Origin of the sequence: Nocardia sp. NPDC046763 (genome assembly GCF_040645495.1) — a bacterium.
GTDB lineage: Bacteria > Actinomycetota > Actinomycetes > Mycobacteriales > Mycobacteriaceae > Nocardia.
Map to the genome: position 1 here is coordinate 122,710 of NZ_JBEYYI010000022.1, position 20,220 is coordinate 142,929.

Here is a 20,220-nt window from a genome sequence, read left to right on the forward strand (position 1 = left end):
TCCGCACCGGCGCACGGACCGAGGGATGGTGAGTGGTGCCGTTGTCCGCTGCCGATCGGCCCGGCTGCTCGGCCCTGCGCCGGGCGGTTTGTCGCCGACCTCCGAGCGATAGCGGCGAGCAGTTCGCCATTGCCGCCGCGGCCCGCCGCCGCGTCGGCCGGCCCTGTCCGGCCGCGCCCGCTTCAGCCCTGCGCCGTACGGTGCGGGGCCAGCTGCCGTTGCCTGAATTGACCGCTCTGACCTGGGATTTCGTGGGTCTCGGTGACCGGGACCGGACTGATTTGTGACCCCGCTAACACGCCACGATCGAGGGGTGGCCCAGTGGCGGGTCGTACCCGGAAGGACGGAGGCGGCCGATGCGCATCGGCATGCTCATGCCATATCTCGAGGGTCTCGTGACCTCGGGCGGATTTCTGCGGGAGTTCGCGGCGGCGGCGGAGGAATGCGGGCTGGAGTCGATCTGGACCGTGGAACACGTTGTGGTGGCCCAGGATTACGAGCCGCTGTATCCGTATTCGCCCGATGGGCGGATGCCGGGCGGGGATCTCGGGGTGCCGATGACGGATCCGCTGGAGACGCTGGCGTTCGTGGCGGCGGCGTCGAGCACCCTGAAGCTGGGCACCGCCATGGTGGTGGCGCCGCTGCACAGCCCGGTGGTGCTGGCGAAGCGGGCGGCCACCATCGATCGGCAGTCGGGCGGGCGGTTGCTGCTCGGGCTCGGAATCGGCTGGCAGAAAGAGGAATACGCGGCGATCGGGGTGCCGTTCGAGGATCGCGGCGGACGCCTGGACGACTGCATCGGGGCCATGCGGGCGCTGTGGACGGAGTCCCCGGCCGCCTATCAGGGCAAGCATGTGTCGTTCGAGAAGCAGTTCTGCCTGCCGCAGCCCGAACGGTCGATCCCGATCGTGCTGGGCGGCAACAGTGCTCCGGCGGTGCGGCGCGCGGCCCGGGTCGGAGACGGCTGGTTCCCGTACACCATCTCGTCGGAGGATTTCGCGCGCGGCGCGGATCGGATTCGTGAATTGTCGCGGGAGGCAGGACGTGCCGAGGACGCGGTCGAGATGACCATCTGGCCGGGCTCCTTCGATTTCACGCGCGAGTTCGACCCCGGCTACGTGCGCCCCTACGTCGCGGCGGGTGCGAGCCGCGTCGTGCTGACCCCGCCCATGTTCGGCCCGGAGTCCCTGCTCAACGGCGTGGAAAACCTTGTGGCCTATGTGGATCGGTATCGCAACGAGGTGGAGGCGAAGCTGTGAACCCCGCGACGGCTGTCCGCGTTGTCGACCGCATCGTCCTGCCCGCAGACCGCGCCGAGGACTGGCTGACCCGCTGGCGCAGCGATTATCTGCCCGGGGCCACCGCCCGCGGACTGCGATCGCCCCAGGTGCTGCGCGAGCACACCGGCGCGGATTCGATTGCCGTGCAGATCATCTGGGAACTGCGTGGCATCTACGACTTCTACGGCATGCGGGGTGCGGCCGCCGCAGATCCCGCCGTCTCGGCCTTCTGGTCGGACACCGACGCCGTCGCGCTGACGCGGGAGCGGCACGTCCTGGCGGTACAGGAGGAACTGTCATGAGCCGCTGGGTGATTCTCACCGCCCCGCCCGCCGGAGACGACGCGGACGGGCAGCTCGCCGCGCAGGCCACGGTGGCGACCGCGACACCCGGGGTCACGCACTGTTCGGCCGGTGTCGATCTGCCCGGCAGTACGGGCGGACTCGGCGCGGTCTGGGACCTGGCCGCCGACTCGGCGCCCGCGACGGTCCTGCCCGGCCTGTCCGCCGCCGCCGATGTGGTGCCGCTGGCCCCGGTGAACGCCCGCCTGGTGCGGCTGGATTCGTCGCGTCGCATCAAACGCACCCTGCTGCTCACGGTGCGGCCCGGCACGGCTCCGGATACGGTGGCGCGCTTCGAATCCGATCTGATGGCCATGCCCGCGCATATCTCGGCCATCCGGTCCTGGTCGCTGAGCCGGGTGCCGGGCCCCGGTCGCTGGACCCATGTGTGGGAGCAGGAGTTCGCCGACCCGGACGGGCTCAATGGTGACTACCTGCTGCATCCCTACCACTGGACGCACGTGGATCGCTGGTTCGACGGCGAGATCCCGGATTCCATCGTGGAACCGGCGATCGCGCACCTGTACCGCTGGGCCGACGGCCCGGTGCTGGGGAATTGAGCGTGCGGTGCTGCCGAACCGATCAGCCGGGGTCGCGCAGCTGCTGTTTGAGCACCTTGCCGCCGGCATTGCGCGGGAGGTCGTCGGCGAAGACGATCTCCCGCGGCACCTTGTAGCCGGCCAGGCGTGAGCGCGACCACTCGATGAGGGCGGCCGGATCGGTCGCGGCCCCGTCGGCGGGCACCACGACGGCGCGGCCGACCTCGCCGAGCCGGTCGTCGGGGATGCCGATCACCGCGACATCGCGAATATCCGGATGCTGCAGCAGGACTCGCTCGATCTCGGCCGGATAAGCGTTGAAGCCGCCGACGATGAACATGTCCTTGAGCCGGTCGGTGATGCGCAGGTAGCCGTCGTGGTCGAGGGTGCCTACATCGCCGGTGTGCAGGTAGCCGTCCGCGTCGATGGCGGCGGCGGTGGCCTCGGGGTCGTCGAGGTAGCCGAGCATGACATTCGGGCCCTTGACGGTGATCTCGCCGGGTTCGCCCGGTGTCACCGGTGTGCCGTCGTGGTCGAGGATGCGGATCTCACTGCCGGACAGGCTCTTTCCGACCGTGCCCGCCACCAGTTCGGTCGGAGCGTCGGGCGGGCAGATGGAGACGACGCCGATGGATTCGGTGAGGCCGTAGGCGGTGAAGACGTAGGGGACGCGCAGATCCTCGCGAATGCGCCGCACCAGTTCGGTGGGGATGGTCGCGCCGCCGGTCCCGGCCAGGCGCAGCGACCCCAGCAGGTAGTGGTCGTGATCGGCAGCCAGCAGGTCGGTGAAAAGCGTTGGCGGCCCGGCCAGCACGGTGATCCGCTCGCTCTCGATGAGCTGCAGCGCCCGGGCGGTGTCGAAGCGCTCCATCGGGACCATGGTGGCGGTGCGCAGCAGGCAGGCCAGGATGCCGGCCTTGTACCCGAAGGTGTGCGAGAACGGGTTCACCAGCAGATACCGGTCGCGCGGGCGCAGCGTCACCGCGTCGGCCCATTGCGCGAACACCTCGAGGGTCTGCCGGTGCGTGGCGAGCACCCCCTTGGGCGCGCCGGTGGTGCCGGAGGTGAAAAGGATGTCGGACACCGACTCCGGATCTACCTGGGCGGCGCGCTCGACCGCGGACTGCGGCTCGATCACGGTGCCGGGGGCCAGAAATCCCGCCCAGGAGCTGATGTCCCAGTTCGCCGCGCTCTCGCCGCGGGCGTCGTCGAGCAGGATGACATGTTCCAGATCCGGTAGGGGACGGGCGGATTCGGCCAGCATGGTCGGATAGTCCGCGCCCAGGAACTCCTGGACCGTGCACACCGCCTTGGCGTGGCTGCGGGCCAGTACATCCGCGGTCTCCGCGCCGCGCAGCCGGGTGCTGATCGGCACCAGAGTCGCGCCCGCGCCGAGCATTCCGAGAGCGGTCACGATCCAGCGCACGCTGTTGGGGGCCCACATGCCAACCCGGTCACCGGGTTCGAGCCCCGACGCCATCGCCGCCCGGGTCACCGCGGCGACGTCCTCGGCGAGTTCGGCGAATGTCAGCCGCCCCGCCGGCCCGGCAATGGCCACCGCCTCCGGATAGCGCCGCGCCCGGTCCGCCACCAGCGCCGGAATGGTCGTCACGGGCCCGGCCGCGGGGCTGCCGCCCGAGTGCCGCCGATCCATCCGCCCATCCTGCCCCACGCCCAGCCCTCGAAGGCCTGTTTTCAGCGTGCCATCCCGCTGACCGGGCGTGCCGTGACCTTCGTGGGCCGCACCGTTGCCCAACGCGACAACTGATTTCGCGCCGACCGGGGTAACTCCCCGGGTACGCCCAAAATCGGCGCCGCTCCTGACCGCCGGCACGCATGCGAAACCGGCAACGGCTCCTAGGCCGTGCGCTGAAGTCTCGGGGAGGCGGAACGGCTCGTTTCATTCCGCTGATCGGGATGGGAGTTGGGTGTGGGCGCGCTCACCCGGCACGCTCGTTGAAGTGGTCCCGTAGGGGGGACGGGATGGATATTGCCCGGCAGGCCGCTCGAGCAGCGGCGGAGCGCTGGAGTGCGAATGAATCCAGGACCTCGAAGGAGTGACATGACGGCCGGAACGGAGCTTGCGCAGCGTCTGGACCTTGCGGCGGGCGCGACCGTTGTCGAACTCGACGGCGCGTGCGGACTGTCTCGAGAGAAGATCGGCGGCAAGGCGTGGAGCATCGACCACATGCGGGCCCTCGGCCTGCCGGTGCCGCCCGCGTTCGTCATCACCACCGACGGCTGGGCCGACTACACGCGGCGCGGCGCCATCGCCGATGAGATCTGGACACAGGTGCTCGACGGCATCGCCATGATCGAGCGCGGCACCGGCCGGCGCTTCGGGTCGGCGGAGCGCCCGCTGCTGGTGTCGGTGCGTTCGGGTGCGGCCATCTCCATGCCCGGCATGATGGATACCGTCCTGAACCTGGGCATGACCGACGCGGTGCAGCAGGCGCTGGCCGTGGAGACCAGCAATCCGACCTACGCGCAGGACACCCGGCAGCGCTTCGTGCACCAGTACCGCGAGACCGTGCTCGGTGACGCGAACGGCGCGGTTCCGGCCGATCCGTGGGACCAGCTGCGCGGTGCGATCAAGGCCGTATTCCGGTCCTGGGATTCCGCGCGCGCCAAGACCTATCGCGCCAACCGCGGCGTACCCGATACGCTGGGCACCGCGGTCACCGTGCAGGCCATGGTGTTCGGCAATCTCGACGAATTGTCCGGCACCGGTGTGCTTTTCAGCCGCAACCCCAATACCGGCGACGGTCCTGTGTACGGCGAGTGGCTGGTCGGCGGGCAGGGCGAGGACGTGGTGTCCGGCCGCCTGACCCCGCGCCCGCTCGACGAGCTGGCCGCCACCCAGCCCGCGGTGCACGAGCGTCTGATCGCCGCCGCCCAGCTGCTCGAACGTGACGGCCGCGATCTGCAGGACGTGGAGTTCACCGTCGAAGCCGGCACGCTGTGGCTGCTGCAGTCGCGTCCGGCCAAGCGCTCGGCGCGGGCCGCGATGCGCACCGCGGTCGCCATGGTCGAGGAGGGGCTGATCAGCGCCGACGAGGCCCTGGACCGGATCACCGCAGACCAGGTGCGCGAGGTGCTGCGCCCCGCCTCCGGCGACGCCGGCGGTCAGGAGCCTCTCGCCCGCGGCGAATCCGCCTGTCCCGGTCTGGCTTCCGGCGTCGTCGTGACCGATCCCGACGAGGCCGAGGCGCGCGCCGAGGCCGGCGAGGATGTCATCCTGGTGCGCCCCACCACCAGCCCCGACGATCTGCACGGCATGATCGCCGCGCGGGCCATCGTCACCGAATTGGGCGGCACCACTTCGCATGCCGCGCTGGTCAGCCGGGAACTCGGTCGCCCGTGCGTGGTCGGCTGCGGGCCTGGCGTGGTCGCCGCGCTGACCGGCAAGTTCGTCACCGTCGACGGCGGGGCCGGCCTGGTGCTGCCCGGCGAGGTCGTCGCCAAGCCGGTCGAGCAGGCCGTCCTCGACGATGTGCGTCAGCTTGCCCAGTGGGCGGGCGTGGCCGGCGAGCAGCTCGCCGACCGCCTCGAAAATCGGTCTGTCGCATCGGAAGACGCCGCGGCCGTAACCGAGAACGCCGAGCAGGAAGAGGTTTCCGTGAACGCTCCCGTCACCGAGCTGGCCGTGCTGCGGCTGGTCGGCATCAAGGGCCGGGTGAACGCCGACAATCTGGCCGCCAGCCTGTTCGCCGATACCGCCGAGATCGCCTCCTGCTGCGAGGGTTTGGTGACCGCGGGCTACTGCGCCACCACCCCGGCCGGTTTCCGCATCACCCCCGAGGGCCGCCCGCGCCTGGAGCAGCTGCTGGCCGAGGAACGCGAGACCGTCGACGCGGCCGCCATGACCGCCGCCTACGACGAGTTCTGCGTCTTCAATGGGGACCTCAAGGTCATCATCACCGACTGGCAGATGAGGGACCCGGCCACGGTCAACGATCACGCCGACGCCGAGTACGACGCCTCGGTGCTGGGCCGGCTCGACGAGACTCACCAGAGCCTGCGCCCGCTCATCGGCCGCCTGGGCGGGCTCGCCCCGCGTCTGTCCCGCTACCTGGACCGCCTCGACCGCGCTGTCGAGCGCATCGCCGAGGGCGACCACACCTACGTGGCCCGGCCCATCATGGACAGCTACCACACCGTCTGGTTCGAGCTGCACGAAGACCTGATCGGCCTGTGCGGCCTGACCCGCGCGGAAGAGGCGGCGGCCGGCCGTGCCCACTGAGCCCGTCATGACCACTGATTCCATGCCCGCCCGCTGGATCGACTTCGCCCAGATCGACAATGTGCGCGACCTGGGCGGGCTCCCCGTAACCGGCGGCGGCACCACGCGTTTCGGCGTCGTCCTGCGCTCCTCCACCCTGCAGCAGGCCACCTGCGACGACCTGTCGCATCTGGTCGAGAAGCTGGGCCTGCGCACGGTCATCGACCTGCGGCTGCCCGACGAGGTGGAGCGCGAGGGCTACGGGCTGATCGCCGACTCCGGCCTGCGCATCGCCAACCTGCCGATCCGCAAGTCGCCGCAATCCTCCCTGGCCGCACGGGATCTGGTCCCCGACAAGACCCGAGTCGACCTGACCGAGCTGTACGGTCAGCTGCTCGGCGGCAGTGGTGAGCACATCGTCGAGGCGGTGCGGCTCATCATCGATCCGGACCGCCACTCGGTGCTGTTCCATTGCGCCGCAGGCAAAGACCGCACCGGCGTGCTCGCCGCGGTGCTGCTGGACGCGGTCGGGGTCCCCGCCGAGGCGATCGCCCACGACTACGCCCTCACCAACGAGCGCATTCAGAAGGTCCGCGACCGTCTCGACGCGCTCCCGTCCTATGAGGGCCTGCCGCAGACCAATACCGGCATCCTGGCCGTCTCCCCGGAGGTCATGCTCGGGTTCCTGAAGAACCTGCATGCCGAGCACGGCGGGGCCGCCAACTGGCTACTCGCCAACGGACTTTCGGAGTCCGAGCTCCAGCGGCTCCACGAGGTTCTGGTCGTCGCCTAGGCATCTGGTCCCGGTCGCTACCTCAGGTCCCGGCCGCTGACGTCTCCGGCAGCAGCGAGCGGACCCCCGCCGGGAGGCCGCCGCTCGCGGCGGCCTCCCGGACGAAACTCTCCAGCGTCGCCCGGAATGCCCCGGCGGCGTGCGTGGGTGTGACGTCCTTGCGATGGGCGAGCGCGACCGTCCGGTGCAGCCCGTGGGACTCGCGCCCGCCGTCGCCCGACAGCGGAATCCCGCGCAGCCCGGGCCGTCCGGCCAGCACCGTGCTGGGGACGACCGCGATCCCGAGCCCCACCTCCACGAACCGCAGCACGGCATCCATCTCGCCGCCCTCGACCGCGAAGCGGGGTTCGAACCCCGCCTCCCGGCAGGCCCCGATCGTCGCCTCCCGCAGGTCGTAGCCCGGCCGGAACATCACCAGCGGCCGATCCCGCAGATCCGTGATGCGCAGGTGCGCACGCTGGGGCAGCGAACTGTCGTCGACCCTGGCGGTGACCACCAGATCCTCGCGCAGGATCGGCGTGGTGGCCAGCGGGGTGTCCTCGCCCAGCGGCAGGATCACCAGCGCCGAATCGAGTGCGCCCCTGGTCAATTGCCGCACCAGATCCCGCGACCCGCCCTCCTCCACCAGCAGCCTGATCCCCGGATACGCGTCGTGATACCGCCGCAGCGCATCGGCCAGCAGCCCCGAACACAGCGACGGCGTCGCCCCGAGCCGAACCCGCCCGCGCCGCAGCCCCGCCAGCTCCTGCACCTCCAGCCGCGCAGTATCCACATCGGCCAGAATCCGGGTAGCCAACGGCAACAACGCCTCACCCGCCGGAGTCAGCGCGATATTGCCCCGCGCGCGGCTGAACAGCGAAGCCCCGAGCTCGGCTTCCAGCGTTCGAATCTGCTTGGACAGCGAGGGCTGGGCGACGCCCAGCGCATCAGCGGCCCTGGTGAAGTGCCTGGCCTGCGCCACAGCCAGGAAGTACGACAACTGCTGCAACTGCACAGCCGATAGCCTAGGACTATGAACCGTGGCATTCCGATTCCCGAGGGAATGATCACATCCAGGTGCGGCCTTCCCCGTGCGGCATCCTTCACGCCCCGAATTCACCACTCGCAGTTGTGAACCGCGCCGCCGCGCGCAAGTGACTCCTGACGAGTGAGGACGCCTCGATGTCGCGTCCTGCTCAGTCGGTGATGTGGTCGAAGTCGACGAGCAGGTGTCGTGGGCCGCGGAAGATTTGGCTTCGCCGATACGGTGGCGGATCGACGACCAGGCGCGGTGTGGCGACGCGGCGTAGGAAGGTTTCCAGCGCCAGGTTGACTTCCAGTCGTGCGAGCGGACCGCCCAGGCAGGTGTGGATGCCGCTGCCCCAGCCGAAATGCTCGTTGTCGGGGCGGTGGACATCGAAGCGGTTCGGGTTGGCAAAGCGGTTCGGGTCGCGGTTGGCGGCGGCGTAGACCAAGTACACCGCGGCCCCCTGCGGGATGACGGTGCCGGCGATGTCGATATCGGCGGTAGTGCTGCGACTGGGGAAGAACTGAACCGCCGCCTGCAGGCGCTGGACCTCTTCGATCGCGCGTGGGAGCAGCTCCGGTCGGCTGCGCACCTGGTCGTAGGACCCGGGGTTGCGCAGCAGCGTCATCACACAGTTGGAGATGGTGTTGACCGTCGAGTCATGACCGGCGACAAGCAGCAGCAACGCATTCGACAACACTTGCTCGGCAGGCATCGGACCATCGGGGCCGCCGTCATGGATCAGTTTGGACAACAAGCCCTGCCCGGGCTCGCGCTGGAGCTGCTCGATCAAGCCCGCCAGATAGCGCATGAGGGCGTCACGGCTGGCACGGGACTTCTCGGCGCGGGCCTTGCCCTGCTCGGTGGCCGCATCCGGGCCCAGATCGATGCCGGTCAGCATGTCGTGGATCCAGGCATGGAACATGGGCTCGTCTGCGAGCGGGACTCCGAGGATCTTGCAGATCACCATCACCGGCACCGGGTAGGCGTAATCGTCGACCACATCCATCCTGGTCCTGCCGTCGGCCTCGATGCCGTCGAGCAGTTGGTTGCACAGTCGCACGATGTCGGGCTCCATGCCGGGGATGACATCGGGTGAATGCGTTGAGTTGAAGTGGCGCATCACCTGCCGGCGCGCCCGATCGTGCTCGGGGGGATCGGAGACGATGATGCTCGGCCGGCGGCCGTACGCCTGCATGTCCTCGGCGCCGGGCTCAGGGTCCGTGCCCGACGCCAGGGCCGCTGCCAGGGGGCTGCGGCTGATATCGGAGCTGACCCGGGGGTCATGCGCCAGCGTCAGCAGTTCCTGGTAGCCGGTCACCACATACAGGTTGTCGGCCACTCGCGCGACGGGGGTCTGGCGCAGTTGGTCGAAGAACGGGTACGGGTCGGCGCGGTGTTCGTATTTCATCGCCTCCGCCCAGGCCATCGCTGCAGTCATGCTGGCTCCCTTGGTCAGTGGAACTCGGCGCCCCGTGAGGTGGGGTCGTGACCGGTCAGCACCACATCGGGAATCTCGGTCGGCACTCGCGGGTCAGGGAAGCGGGCCGGCATCGGTGCCGGGTCGGGGGATCGGTCATAGCCCGGCGGCGGTGGCGGGAACGGTGCCGAGCGCTCGATCATCGCCGCGTAGTACGGCAGCCACTTGCCATGATCGAACGTCACCGCCCCGACGATGCGGCCGCGGCGGCCGTAAGCTGCGGCGAAGCGATAGTCCTCGGGAGACCCCTGGGTGAACGCGATCTCATCGCCGAACGAGCACACCCCCACACCCTTGATGTTCACCCCGAATTGGCCCGACCAGAACGAAGGCAGCGGCAAATGCGGTCGCCGCTCGGTCTCCAGGCTGATCATGTTGTTCGCGGCCACCTGCGCCCCGCACACGGCGTTGTCCCAGTGCTCCATCGAGATGAACTGATACTCGTACAGCACGTGTGGCTGACGCGCGACATCCCCGGCCACGAAAATGTTGTCGGTCACCACCCCGTTGATGTCGAACGCGCGACAGCCCGCATCGCAACCGACTCCCCAGAAACCGGCGGCCAGCCCGGCACCTGCCAGCCACTCGACATTGCGGATCGACCCCAGCGACGCCACCACCACATCGACATCGAGCGTGGTCCCATCCGACAGCTGGGCCCGGCGCACATGCCCGCCGGCATCGCCATCGAGGGATTCCACCGACACGCCGGTGCGCAGGTCGACTCCGGCGCCGCGCTGCATCCGGGCGGCGATATCGCCGATCACCCCGCCCAGCGGCCCCACCAACGGCCCGCCTCCGCGTTCGGCGACGGTCACCGGCAATCCCAGATCGCAGCACACCGAAGCCATCTCGGAGCCGACAAACCCCGAGCCGACAATGAGAACCCGTTTCGGGCCCGCCTGTAGTGCTGCCTGCAGCCGAGTCGCGTCTTCGCAGGTGCGAAGCGTGAACACCCCCTGCAGGGCGCCCTCGGCCGGGTTGAACCACGGCCGTGCCCGAACACCGGTGGCGATGAGCAGTCGGTCGTAGGGCACCGCGTCTCCGGTGGCCAGCAAAACCTGTTTGTTCACCCGGTCCAAACCGGTCGCGGCCACACCCAGCCGCCACTCCGCGTCGATGGCCCGCATGCGGGGAAGCTTGGTGTGATCGGCGCGAACCCAGCCCTTCAGGACCTGCTTGGACAATGGCGGGCGGTCGTACGGTTCGTGCGCCTCGTCACCGACCAGGGTCAAAGGCCCGCGGAAGCCCTTGTCCCGCAGGGCCTCCGCGGCGCGAAGCCCGGCCAGCGACGCCCCCACGATCACGATCCGGCCCTCGGCCCGAAACGTCCTGACCAGGTCCGCGGCCAGCGACGCGGTGCTCATGCGACCGGCTCCGGGCCGTCGGGGGTAACAGGCTCAGGCCCGTCAGGGGTATAGGTCTCCACGACGATCGCCTGGACCGGGCACGCCGCCGCCGCCCGCAACACCCGCTGGCGCTGCGCGTCATCGGGGTTGGGGTCATACGCCAGCGCCTCCTCACCCAGCAGTTCGAGCACATCCGGCGCCAGCGGAACACATTGCGCATATCCCTGACACCGATTCAGATCAATCACGATGCGCATTCCCTCAGCTCCTCATCCGAACCGTGTCCCGATGTGGTCACTACCTGCGAAACCGCTGCGGGCCGGAAACGCGCGTACGCCCGCAAGGGTCGACGTGAACTTCCAGCAGACGATCACGCCCCGAAGCGCCGGCACTGGGCGGGCACCTCACAAAGGATTCGTTGCACCCGATACGAAGGATTCGTAGGACCCGATGTCGACGGTCCGGTCATTCACCGGCCGCAATCACCGGGACAACTGGATCGCCAGGCTGGGCGATGATGACCTGCACACCATCGCCATCCTGTTCGCCGGTGATGACGAGCAACGGGAACAATCGGTCGGTGAGCATGCCGCTTCGGGCGCGGCATCGCCGTGTGACATCCTTCACGACCGAATTCACTACTCGCAGTAGTAATTCCGGGCGCAGCTCGGTGCATAGACCACGGTTATGGAGACCAGATCATTGCGGACTTGGACCGGGTGCGCGGGCCGGACGTAGTTTCCGCTGGTGGCTGTCGTAATACCTGAGCTCTACCGGACGACGGTGGGCAAGAAGGCTGTGATGGCGGTGACCGGGGGCATTCTGGTGCTCTTCCTCATCGCCCACATGGCCGGGAATCTCAAAGTGTTCCTGGGGGCGTCCGATTTCAACCACTACGCCGATTGGCTGCGCACGGTTGGTGAGCCCGCGGTACCCCGGCGGGGCCTGTTGTCGGTCGCGGAGGTCGTGCTCGGTGTGAGCGTGATCCTGCACATGTGGTCGGCGGTCTCGCTCGCCCGGACCGCGCGCCGCGCCAGGCCGGTCGGGTACGCGGCGAAGAAGAAGTCGCATGCGCACGGTTATGCCGTTCACACCATGCGGTGGGGTGGGGTGATCATCGCGCTGTATCTGGTCTGGCATCTGCTCGATCTGACCTTCGGCGCGGTGAATCCCGTGGGCCACACCGCGACTCCCTATGAGAAGGTCGTCGCCGATTTCGCGCCGTCCCACTGGTACGTCACGCTCCTCTACGTCGTCGCCGTGGTCTTGGTGGGTCTGCACCTGCGGCACGGAATCCGCAGTGCCGCCCGGACCCTGGGTCTGGCCGGGGCTCGCGGCTACGACCTGCTCGCGGCCGCCGTCTCGACCCTGCTGGTCGCCGGTTTCCTGGCCGTCCCGATCGCCGTCTCCTTCGGATGGGTGAAATAGCCATGAATGACAGTCTTTTCCGCATCGGCGAGCCGATCGCCGACACCAGAGCGCCGGGCGGGCCGATCGCCGAGCGCTGGACCACCCGCAAGTTCGAGGCCAAGCTGGTCAATCCGGCGAACAAGCGCAAGAAGACGGTCATCGTCATCGGTACCGGGCTGGCCGGCGGCTCGGCGGGCGCCACGCTGGGGGAGCAGGGTTATCGCGTGATCCAGTTCTGTTTCCAGGACTCGCCGCGCCGGGCGCACTCGATCGCCGCGCAGGGCGGGATCAATGCCGCCAAGAACTACCGCAATGACGGCGACAGCGTGCACCGGCTGTTCTACGACACGGTCAAAGGCGGCGACTACCGGTCCCGTGAGTCGAATGTGCACCGGCTGGCGGAGATCTCGACGCAGATCATCGATCAGTGTGTGGCCCAGGGTGTTCCGTTCGCGCGGGAGTACGGCGGCCTGCTCGACAATCGGTCCTTCGGCGGCGCGCAGGTCTCGCGCACCTTCTACGCCCGCGGGCAGACGGGGCAGCAGCTGCTGCTGGGCGCCTATCAGGCACTGCTGCGGCAGGTCGACGCGGGCACCGTGGAACTGCATGCGCGGCACGAGATGCTCGACCTGATCATGGTGGCGGGAGGGGCGCGGGGCGTGGTCGTGCGCGACCTGGTCACCGGGGCGATCCGGTCCTACACGGCCGACGCGGTGGTGCTGGCCTCCGGCGGGTACGGCAACGTCTACTTCCTGTCGACCAATGCCATGGGCTCGAATGTCACGGCCTCGTGGCGGGCGCACAAGCACGGCGCGTACTTCGCCAATCCCTGCTTCACACAGATCCATCCGACCTGCATCCCGGTGTCGGGTGAGCATCAGTCGAAGCTGACGCTCATGTCGGAGTCGCTGCGCAACGACGGCCGGGTGTGGGTGCCCAAAAACGTTGGGGACCACCGCAAGCCCGCCGATGTGCCGGAGGACGAGCGCGACTACTACCTGGAACGCAGCTATCCGGCGTTCGGCAATCTGGTGCCGCGCGACATTGCCTCCCGCGCGGCCAAGAACGTCTGCGACGAAGGGCGCGGGGTCGGGCCGGGCGGGCTCGGCGTCTATCTCGATTTCGCCGACGCCATCGGGCGGCTCGGCGTCGATGCGGTGAAAGCCAAGTACGGCAACCTTTTCACGATGTACGAGCGGATCACGGGCGAGAATCCATACGAGATGCCCATGCGCATCTACCCCGCCGTGCACTACACCATGGGTGGGTTGTGGGTGGACTACGACCTGCAATCCACCATTCCGGGACTGTTCGTGATCGGGGAGGCCAATTTCTCCGACCACGGCGCCAACCGGCTCGGGGCCTCGGCGCTCATGCAGGGCCTGGCCGATGGGTATTTCGTCCTGCCTGCCACCCTCGGGGACTATCTCGCCCGCGGTCCGGTCGGGGAGGTGCCGGCCGCCGCGATCGCGGCCGCCGAGGCCCGGGTCACCACGATGATCGACAGACTCCTGTCGATCCGGGGCGACCGCACCGTCGACTCCTTCCACCGTGAGCTCGGCCACCTCATGTGGGAGTACTGCGGCATGGAACGGACCGAGGCGGGACTGCGCAAGGCGCTGGCCCTGATTCCCGCATTGCGCGCGGAGTTCTGGGAGCGCGTCAATGTGCCGGGCTCCGGGGATGACCTGAACCAGTCGCTGGAGCGCGCGGGCCGGGTGGCCGACTTCCTGGAGCTGGCCGAGCTCATGGTCATCGACGCCCTGCACCGCACCGAATCGGCGGGCGGCCACTTCCGGGCCGAGTCGCAGACGGAGGACGGTGAGGCCCGCCGCGACGACGCGAACTTCTCCTATGTCGCCGCGTGGGAATGGCACGGCGGCGAGCCGCCGACGCTGCACGGCGGCGAGCCGCCGACGCTGCACCGGGAAGCGCTGAGTTACGAGTTCGTCCAGCCCAGCACGCGGTCCTACAGGTAGAGAGGGGAATCGACAGTGAAACTCACCCTGCGTATCTGGCGGCAGCGGAACTCCCGGGACAAGGGCGGGATGGTCGACTACGGCGTGGAGGTCTCGCCCGACGCGTCGTTCCTGGAGATGCTCGACGTCCTCAACGAACGGCTCACCGGCGCCGGTGAGGAGCCCATCGCCTTCGACCACGACTGCCGCGAGGGCATCTGCGGCGCGTGCTCGCTGGTCATCGACGGCACTCCGCACGGCCCGGAGCAGGCCACCACCACCTGCCAGCTCCATATGCGGAAGTTCTCCGACGGCGACACGATCACCGTGGAACCGTGGCGGGCCAAGGCTTTTCCCGTCATCAAGGACCTGATGGTCGACCGCTCGGCCTTCGACCGGATCATCCGGGCGGGCGGCTACATCACCGCGCCGACCGGCGCCGCACCCGAGGCCCACTCGATCCCGGTGCCGAAACCCGATGCGGACCTGGCCTTCCAGGCCGCCGAATGCATCGGCTGCGGTGCGTGCGTGGCCGCCTGCCCCAATGGTTCGGCCATGCTCTTCACCGCCGCCAAGGTCACCCACCTCGGTCTCCTGCCGCAGGGTCAGCCGGAGCGCTACTCCCGTGTCGTCGACATGCTCGAAGCCCACGACGATGCGGGCTTCGGCGGCTGCACCAACACCGGCGAATGCACCCTCGCCTGCCCGAAGGAAATCCCGCAGGACGTGATCGGCCGCCTGAACAAGGACTTCCTCCGTGTCGCGAGAAAGGCCCGCTGACCCCGGGGCGGCCACCCGGGAGAGAGGTCTGAGCGACGCGGGAGAGGGATCCGATCAGTGCGTTTCGATCATGATCCTGCCTGCTTCACCGGGTACGACGAGCGGGAGCAGGCGTTCGGCCTCGTCGCGGACGGCGGCCTCGGTGGCACGGGTGAGGGGATGCCAGGGCGTGATCCGAATCGTGGAACCGTCCAGATCCCAACGGCCGTGGACGAATCCGTCGACCAGGTACATGGGCACGCCGCCCGAGGCGATCTTGACGATGCGGGCGCGGTCGGCGTCGCTGATGATGCGGCTGCGGTCGCGGTGGTCCAGGCAGGCATTGTCGAAAGCGGGGAGGAAGCGGATCGGCGCGGGCAGGCCGGGGTCGGCGATCGGGGCGTCCGGGAGGTCGAAGAGTTCGCGGCCCGAGTCATCGTGCAGGACACGGAGTTCCGGGCGCAGGCGAGCGATCACCGCCGCCAGCCGGGTGACGCCCGCGAACTCCTGGATGTCGGCGGCGGTGGCCGGGCCATAGGCGGCCAGATAGCGGCGGACGAGGGTTTCCGGGCGCGGACCATCGGCCAGGGGCGCGCCGATCGCCTCCTCGGCCGGCGACACCGAGACCGAACGGCCGCGCCACGCTCCCCACACACCCGCGGCGGGATCGTGCACCAGCGGGTGGATGATGCCGAGCGCGTGGACCAGCGCGCGGTTCACGGCCCGGGAAGCGTTCGGACAGCCGCTTGCCGAGGTCACGGCGGGAAATGGTGGTGCCGGTCAGCAGTTCCGTTCCGGCCGAGGCCAATTCGGCGATATCGAGACCCTCGACCGCATCCCGGAGGTAGACCGTGCGGAGTGTGGGTTCGACCGCCGGCCGGACCGTCGGGTACAGCCAGCGGTAGTCCTGGGCGTCGGTCAGGTGGACGGTCCGGCGAATCGTGTTGGCGCGCACCACGGTTCGATCATGCAGCAGAGCGGTCAGATCCTCATGGCGGAAATCGGTGAGGCGCGACCACAGCCCCACATACGGCCAGTTCGGTTCCTGCGCCTGCACCGCGACCAGACGCCGGACCAGCTCGGCGGCGGGCATGGCGACGCGTTCGTTCAACTTCTGACGCAGCAGCAGCGTGCGGTTTAGGGTTCGCAGCGAGAGTTCCGGCACGGGTCCATTGTCGAACGGAACTAGGACAGCTCAGGTCCTATATGGAGGACGCGCATGGACACGGTGACGGCGGGGGAGTTCCGGCATATCTACGACCCCAGCGAGCCGGATCAGCGCTGGTATATCAACGATCACACCCTGATCCAGGACACCGGCGGGCGCTGGCATCTGTTCGGCATCACCCATCCCGAGCCCGCCGACCCCTTCGACGAGACCGAATTCGCGCACGCCACCGCCGGCCACCCGCACGGCCCGTGGACCAAGCATCCCGCCGCCCTGACGGTGGACCGCGAGCGCGGTGAGACCCACCTGTGGTCCCCCTTCGTGGTGCGTGACGGCGACACCTACTTCATGTTCTACGACGGCGGCGGGGCCGACCGCACCGCAACGGGTATGGGCCTGGCCATCTCCACCGACCTGTTCCACTGGACCCGGCATCCGGGCGGCCCGGTCTTCCGCGACGGCTACGACGCCCGCGACCCCATGGTGCTGCGCGTGCCCGGGCAGTGGGTCATGTACTACTGCGCCACCAGCACCCCCGCCGGCGGCAACCACGTCGTCGCCTACCGCACCAGCCCGGACCTGCTGCACTGGAGTGAGCGCCACATCGCCTACACCGACCCGGCGACAGGAACCGGTGCCGGCAATACCGAATCGCCGTTCGTGGTCCGCCACGCCGGCGCCTGGTATCTGCTGATCGGTCCGCGCCCCGGCTATGTCGGCACCGAGATCTTCCGCGGCGACAACCCTTTTCACTTCGAGATATCCGGCCGCGTGGGGCACGTACCCGCCCACGCAGCCGAGGTGATCACCCACGAGGACGCCCTCTGGATCACCCACGCGGGCTGGGAGCAGGGCGGAGTCGCGCTGGCTCGCTTGCACTTCCCGCGCTGAGACAGCCCGGCCCGCGTCGGCCCCGAAAATCCGATTTCGGGCGTGGCGTGCGGTTTGAACTGGAATTCTGAACGGAGTCGAGAGTCCACCCAGCGCGGGGAGGCAGGCAGTATGGCCCGTATCGGCGTGATCAGTCTTTCCGACGGCCGCGACTATGTGCACGGCGGCATCGTCGGATTCATCCGGACCGCGGAGGACAGGCTCGTCACCGAGCTGACCGCGGCCGGGCACACCGTGATTCGCGGTGTGCAACCCATCGGCGGCAACGATCAGGCGGTGGCGGTGGCCCGGCAGGTGGAGGCGGCCGGGGTGGACCTGACCGTGCTGCACTACGCGGTGTGGGCGTTCCCGCACTTCACCATGCTGGCCGCGGGCGCGCTGCGCGGTCCGCTGCTGCTGCTGTCCAATATCGATCCGGCGCAGCCGGGCATGGTGGGCATGCTGGCGGCGGGCGGCGCGCTGGACCAGATCGGCCGCGCGCACGCCCGGCTGTGGGGCGATCCCGCCGATCCGGACCTGATCGCGGCCATCGGGGAGCGCGCCCGCGCCGCGGCGGCGGTTGCGAGCCTGCGCGGCAGCACCTTCGGGCGCATCGGCGGGCGGCCCATGGGCATGAACACCGCGGTCGCCAATACCGATCAGTGGCAGCGGATGTTCGGCATCGATGTCGAGGAGATCGACCAGTGGGAGATTGTGCGCCGGGCCGAGCTCGCCGACGCCGGTGAGGCCCGGGCGGCGCGAGAATGGCTGGAGCGCAATGCCGCCGGGGTCCACTACGACGGCGGCAAGCTGACGCCGGAGCTGCTGGAGCGGCAGCTGCGCTCGTACCTGGCCATGCGGGATCTGATCGCGGAATGGCGGCTGGACTTCTCCGGCATCAAGGGACAGCCGGAGCTCACCCAGTACTTCGCCACTATGGACATCACCGAGGCGTTCCTCAACGACCCCTACGACTGGAACGGGCCCAAACAGCCGCACGTGTGCGCCACCGAGGCGGATATGGACGGGGCGCTCACCATGCAGCTGCTCAAGCAGATCGCGGGCACGCCGGTGCTCTTCGCCGATGTCCGCCACTATCACGCCGACCGCGACATCTGGGATCTCTGCAATTCCGGCCAGCACGCCACCTGGTGCGCGGCGCGCAGCGACGATCCGGCCGAGAATCTGGCCCGGGTGCACCTGTATCCGGAGGTGTTCTTCTTCCCGGCCGGCGGCGCGTCGGTGCATCACCTGGCCGCGCCCGGGCAGATGACGCTGGCCCGGCTCACCCGTCGCGACGGCGCCTACCGCATGCAGCTGATGCTCGGCGAGTTCGAGACCTACGACCCGGCCACCAACGAATCGCTCATGAAACAGTCCACCTGGGAGTGGCCGCACGCCTTCGCCCGCCTGGACGCCGACGCGGGGGACTTCCTGTCCCGCTTCGGCGCCAATCACATTCACGCCGTGCCGGGCGACCAGCGCGCCACCGTGCGCGCGGCCTGCGAACTGCTCGACGTCACGCTCGACGAATTCAGCCGGGCGAGCTGACATGCTCCTCGGCATCGATATCGGCACCTCCGGATCCAAGGGCGTCCTGGTCGACCACGCAGGCACGGTCGCGATGAGAGCCGAACGACCACACCGGGTTTCGACGCCGCGCCCGGGCTGGGTGGAGCACGACGCGGAGACGGTGTGGTGGGCCGACTTCGCGGCCATCGCCCGGGAACTGGTGGCGGCCGCCGACGGCGAACCCCTCGAGGGGCTCGCGGTGAGCGGCATCGGGCCCTGCCTGCTGCCCGCCGACGCCGCGGGCCGCCCCTTGCGGCCGGCCATCCTCTACGGGGTCGACACTCGCGCCGGAGACGAAATCGAGGAACTGAACGCGGAATTGGGCGCGGAGACCGTGCTGGAGCGCTGCGGCTCGCCCCTCACCAGTCAGGCGGTCGGGCCGAAGCTGCGCTGGCTCATCCGTCACGAGCCGCAGGTGTGGCAGGCCACCCGGATGCTGTTGATGGCGAGCTCGTTTCTGGTCCATCGCCTCACCGGCCGCTACGTCCTGGACCATCAATCCGCCAGCCAGTGCGTGCCCATGTACGACCTGATGGCCCGCGACTGGGCCGCAGACTGGGCCGAATCCGTCGCACCCGGCCTGCGACTACCCGAATTGGCCTGGCCCACCGAGATAATCGGCCGGGTCACCGCCGAGGCGGCCGCGGCCACCGGCCTGCCCGCCGGGCTACCGGTCACCACCGGCACCATAGATGCCTGGGCCGAGGCCGCCGGTGTCGGCGTCCGCGCCCCCGGCGACTGCATGATCATGTACGGCACCACCATGTTCCTCACCCAGGTGCTGGCCGACCCCCGCCCCCAGCCCGGCCTGTGGACCACCTGCGGAACCTGGCCCGGCACGTACACGTCCGCCGCCGGCATGGCCACCTCCGGCGCGATCACCGACTGGCTGCGCACCCTCACCGGCAGCGATTTCACCGAACTCCTCGACGAGGCCGCCCACGTTCCGCCCGGCAGCCGCGGCCTGCTGGTGCTGCCCTACTTCGCAGGCGAGCGCACGCCCCTGTTCGATCCGGACGCCCGCGGCGTGATCGCCGGTCTCACCGTCACCCACCAGCGCGCCGACCTCTATCGCGCGGTCCTCGAGGGCATCGGCTACGGCGTGCGCCACAACCTCGAAGCCATGTCCGCCGCGGGCGCTCCCGCCACCCGGCTGGTGGCCGTGGGCGGCGGCACCAAGGGCGGGCTGTGGACCCGCATAGTCTCCGACATCACCGGCCTGCCCCAGCAGCTTCCGGCCGACACGGTCGGCGCGGCCCTGGGCGACGCCCTGCTCGCCGCCGAATCCCTGGGCCTGGACACCGCCGCCTGGAACCCGATCATCACGACGATCGAACCCGACCCGCCGGCCACCGTCCACTATGCCCCGTACTACCGCCACTACCGATCCCTCTACGACGCGACCAGGGCCACCGCCCACTTCCTCGCCCGGGAGCAGCACCGCGCCGTCCCGTGACATCCGCTAGGGTCCGG

Annotated in this window: 17 protein-coding genes and 1 pseudogene; 11 read left to right on the forward strand and 7 right to left on the reverse strand. The window is 69.2% G+C overall.

Features of this window, described 5'->3' with window-relative positions; genetic code table 11:
* The first annotated feature begins 356 nt into the window (after positions 1 to 356).
* From ABZ909_RS30365 to ABZ909_RS30375, 3 genes are read left to right on the forward strand one after another with little or no spacing between them, the layout of a single operon-like run.
* Positions 357 to 1,259 carry an LLM class F420-dependent oxidoreductase gene (locus tag ABZ909_RS30365; RefSeq protein WP_357006233.1) on the forward strand — a complete coding sequence of 301 codons (903 nt, stop codon included), beginning with the start codon at positions 357 to 359 and terminating at the stop codon, positions 1,257 to 1,259.
* Positions 1,256 to 1,582, forward strand: coding sequence for a hypothetical protein (locus ABZ909_RS30370; RefSeq protein WP_357006236.1), 327 nt, complete (start codon positions 1,256 to 1,258; stop codon positions 1,580 to 1,582). The genes ABZ909_RS30365 and ABZ909_RS30370 overlap by 4 nt, the downstream gene beginning before the upstream one ends.
* Positions 1,579 to 2,181, forward strand: a complete 603-nt coding sequence (locus ABZ909_RS30375; protein WP_357006239.1) for a Dabb family protein — start codon at positions 1,579 to 1,581, stop codon at positions 2,179 to 2,181. Before ABZ909_RS30370 ends, ABZ909_RS30375 begins: the two co-directional genes overlap by 4 nt.
* 22 nt (positions 2,182 to 2,203) lie before the next feature.
* Here ABZ909_RS30375 and ABZ909_RS30380 read toward each other — a convergent pair whose 3' ends face one another.
* Positions 2,204 to 3,814: a FadD3 family acyl-CoA ligase gene (locus tag ABZ909_RS30380; RefSeq protein WP_357006242.1), complete on the reverse strand. Its 1,611-nt coding sequence runs from the start codon at positions 3,812 to 3,814 to the stop codon at positions 2,204 to 2,206.
* A 408-nt stretch (positions 3,815 to 4,222) separates the two neighbouring features.
* Between ABZ909_RS30380 and ABZ909_RS30385 the strand changes: the two genes are divergently transcribed.
* Together ABZ909_RS30385 and ABZ909_RS30390 are read left to right on the forward strand one after the other, a co-directional pair.
* The gene (locus ABZ909_RS30385) at positions 4,223 to 6,403 is read left to right on the forward strand and encodes a pyruvate, phosphate dikinase (RefSeq protein ID WP_357006244.1); all 2,181 of its coding nucleotides are present in this window, start codon (positions 4,223 to 4,225) and stop codon (positions 6,401 to 6,403) included.
* 7 nt (positions 6,404 to 6,410) lie between these two features.
* Positions 6,411 to 7,175: a tyrosine-protein phosphatase gene (locus tag ABZ909_RS30390; RefSeq protein ID WP_357006246.1), complete on the forward strand. Its 765-nt coding sequence runs from the start codon at positions 6,411 to 6,413 to the stop codon at positions 7,173 to 7,175.
* A 22-nt stretch (positions 7,176 to 7,197) separates the two neighbouring features.
* Here the strand turns inward: ABZ909_RS30390 and ABZ909_RS30395 are convergent, their stop codons facing one another.
* The 5 genes from ABZ909_RS30395 to ABZ909_RS30415 form a co-directional block, all read right to left on the reverse strand.
* Positions 7,198 to 8,169, reverse strand: a complete 972-nt coding sequence (locus ABZ909_RS30395; protein ID WP_357006247.1) for a LysR substrate-binding domain-containing protein — start codon at positions 8,167 to 8,169, stop codon at positions 7,198 to 7,200.
* A 181-nt stretch (positions 8,170 to 8,350) separates the two neighbouring features.
* Positions 8,351 to 9,622 carry a cytochrome P450 gene (locus ABZ909_RS30400; RefSeq protein WP_357006250.1) on the reverse strand — a complete coding sequence of 424 codons (1,272 nt, stop codon included), beginning with the start codon at positions 9,620 to 9,622 and terminating at the stop codon, positions 8,351 to 8,353.
* 14 nt (positions 9,623 to 9,636) lie between these two features.
* The gene (locus ABZ909_RS30405; RefSeq protein ID WP_357006253.1) at positions 9,637 to 11,028 is read right to left on the reverse strand and encodes an FAD-dependent oxidoreductase; all 1,392 of its coding nucleotides are present in this window, start codon (positions 11,026 to 11,028) and stop codon (positions 9,637 to 9,639) included.
* Positions 11,025 to 11,267 (reverse strand): ferredoxin, encoded by a 243-nt coding sequence (locus ABZ909_RS30410; RefSeq protein WP_357006256.1) that lies wholly within the window; start codon positions 11,265 to 11,267, stop codon positions 11,025 to 11,027. Before ABZ909_RS30410 ends, ABZ909_RS30405 begins: the two co-directional genes overlap by 4 nt.
* Before the next feature lie 208 nt (positions 11,268 to 11,475).
* On the reverse strand, positions 11,476 to 11,649 hold the full coding sequence (locus ABZ909_RS30415) for a hypothetical protein (protein WP_357006258.1): 174 nt from the start codon (positions 11,647 to 11,649) through the stop codon (positions 11,476 to 11,478).
* 108 nt (positions 11,650 to 11,757) lie between these two features.
* Here ABZ909_RS30415 and ABZ909_RS30420 point away from each other — a divergent pair, with 108 nt between their 5' ends.
* Genes ABZ909_RS30420 through ABZ909_RS30430 form a run of 3 tightly spaced genes read left to right on the forward strand, consistent with a single transcriptional unit; the run spans position 11,758 to position 15,158 of the window.
* Entirely contained in the window at positions 11,758 to 12,438 is a 681-nt protein-coding gene (locus ABZ909_RS30420) for a succinate dehydrogenase cytochrome b subunit (protein WP_357006261.1), read from the forward strand.
* Positions 12,439 to 12,440: 2 nt separating this feature from the next.
* Positions 12,441 to 14,399 carry a fumarate reductase/succinate dehydrogenase flavoprotein subunit gene (locus ABZ909_RS30425; RefSeq protein WP_357006264.1) on the forward strand — a complete coding sequence of 653 codons (1,959 nt, stop codon included), beginning with the start codon at positions 12,441 to 12,443 and terminating at the stop codon, positions 14,397 to 14,399.
* A 15-nt stretch (positions 14,400 to 14,414) separates the two neighbouring features.
* Positions 14,415 to 15,158 (forward strand): succinate dehydrogenase/fumarate reductase iron-sulfur subunit, encoded by a 744-nt coding sequence (locus ABZ909_RS30430; protein ID WP_357006266.1) that lies wholly within the window; start codon positions 14,415 to 14,417, stop codon positions 15,156 to 15,158.
* A 54-nt stretch (positions 15,159 to 15,212) separates the two neighbouring features.
* On the opposite strand, the pseudogene ABZ909_RS30435 reads toward ABZ909_RS30430, so the two are convergent.
* Positions 15,213 to 16,230: pseudogene (locus tag ABZ909_RS30435) on the reverse strand (winged helix DNA-binding domain-containing protein).
* Positions 16,231 to 16,356: 126 nt separating this feature from the next.
* On the opposite strand from ABZ909_RS30435, the gene ABZ909_RS30440 reads away from it, so the two are divergent.
* The 3 genes from ABZ909_RS30440 (at position 16,357) to ABZ909_RS30450 (ending at position 20,203) form a co-directional block, all read left to right on the forward strand.
* Entirely contained in the window at positions 16,357 to 17,196 is an 840-nt protein-coding gene (locus ABZ909_RS30440) for a glycosyl hydrolase family 32 (RefSeq protein WP_357006269.1), read from the forward strand.
* A 111-nt stretch (positions 17,197 to 17,307) separates the two neighbouring features.
* The gene (locus ABZ909_RS30445) at positions 17,308 to 18,726 is read left to right on the forward strand and encodes an L-fucose/L-arabinose isomerase family protein (protein ID WP_357006271.1); all 1,419 of its coding nucleotides are present in this window, start codon (positions 17,308 to 17,310) and stop codon (positions 18,724 to 18,726) included.
* 1 nt (position 18,727) lies between these two features.
* Positions 18,728 to 20,203 carry an FGGY-family carbohydrate kinase gene (locus ABZ909_RS30450; protein WP_357006274.1) on the forward strand — a complete coding sequence of 492 codons (1,476 nt, stop codon included), beginning with the start codon at positions 18,728 to 18,730 and terminating at the stop codon, positions 20,201 to 20,203.
* Positions 20,204 to 20,220 lie beyond the last annotated feature (17 nt).

Bases quoted from the DNA above. Each gene is read 5' to 3' on its own strand.
- ABZ909_RS30365 (WP_357006233.1), top strand. From the start codon at position 357: ATGCGCATCGGCATGCTCATGCCATATCTCGAGGGTCTCGTGACCTCG.
- ABZ909_RS30375 (WP_357006239.1), top strand. From the start codon at position 1,579: ATGAGCCGCTGGGTGATTCTCACCGCCCCGCCCGCCGGAGACGACGCG.
- ABZ909_RS30380 (WP_357006242.1), bottom strand. From the start codon at position 3,814: ATGGATCGGCGGCACTCGGGCGGCAGCCCCGCGGCCGGGCCCGTGACG.
- ABZ909_RS30385 (WP_357006244.1), top strand. From the start codon at position 4,223: ATGACGGCCGGAACGGAGCTTGCGCAGCGTCTGGACCTTGCGGCGGGC.
- ABZ909_RS30390 (WP_357006246.1), top strand. From the start codon at position 6,411: ATGACCACTGATTCCATGCCCGCCCGCTGGATCGACTTCGCCCAGATC.
- ABZ909_RS30400 (WP_357006250.1), bottom strand. From the start codon at position 9,622: ATGACTGCAGCGATGGCCTGGGCGGAGGCGATGAAATACGAACACCGC.
- ABZ909_RS30405 (WP_357006253.1), bottom strand. From the start codon at position 11,028: ATGAGCACCGCGTCGCTGGCCGCGGACCTGGTCAGGACGTTTCGGGCC.
- ABZ909_RS30410 (WP_357006256.1), bottom strand. From the start codon at position 11,267: ATGCGCATCGTGATTGATCTGAATCGGTGTCAGGGATATGCGCAATGT.
- ABZ909_RS30425 (WP_357006264.1), top strand. From the start codon at position 12,441: ATGAATGACAGTCTTTTCCGCATCGGCGAGCCGATCGCCGACACCAGA.
- ABZ909_RS30440 (WP_357006269.1), top strand. From the start codon at position 16,357: ATGGACACGGTGACGGCGGGGGAGTTCCGGCATATCTACGACCCCAGC.
- ABZ909_RS30445 (WP_357006271.1), top strand. From the start codon at position 17,308: ATGGCCCGTATCGGCGTGATCAGTCTTTCCGACGGCCGCGACTATGTG.
- ABZ909_RS30450 (WP_357006274.1), top strand. From the start codon at position 18,728: ATGCTCCTCGGCATCGATATCGGCACCTCCGGATCCAAGGGCGTCCTG.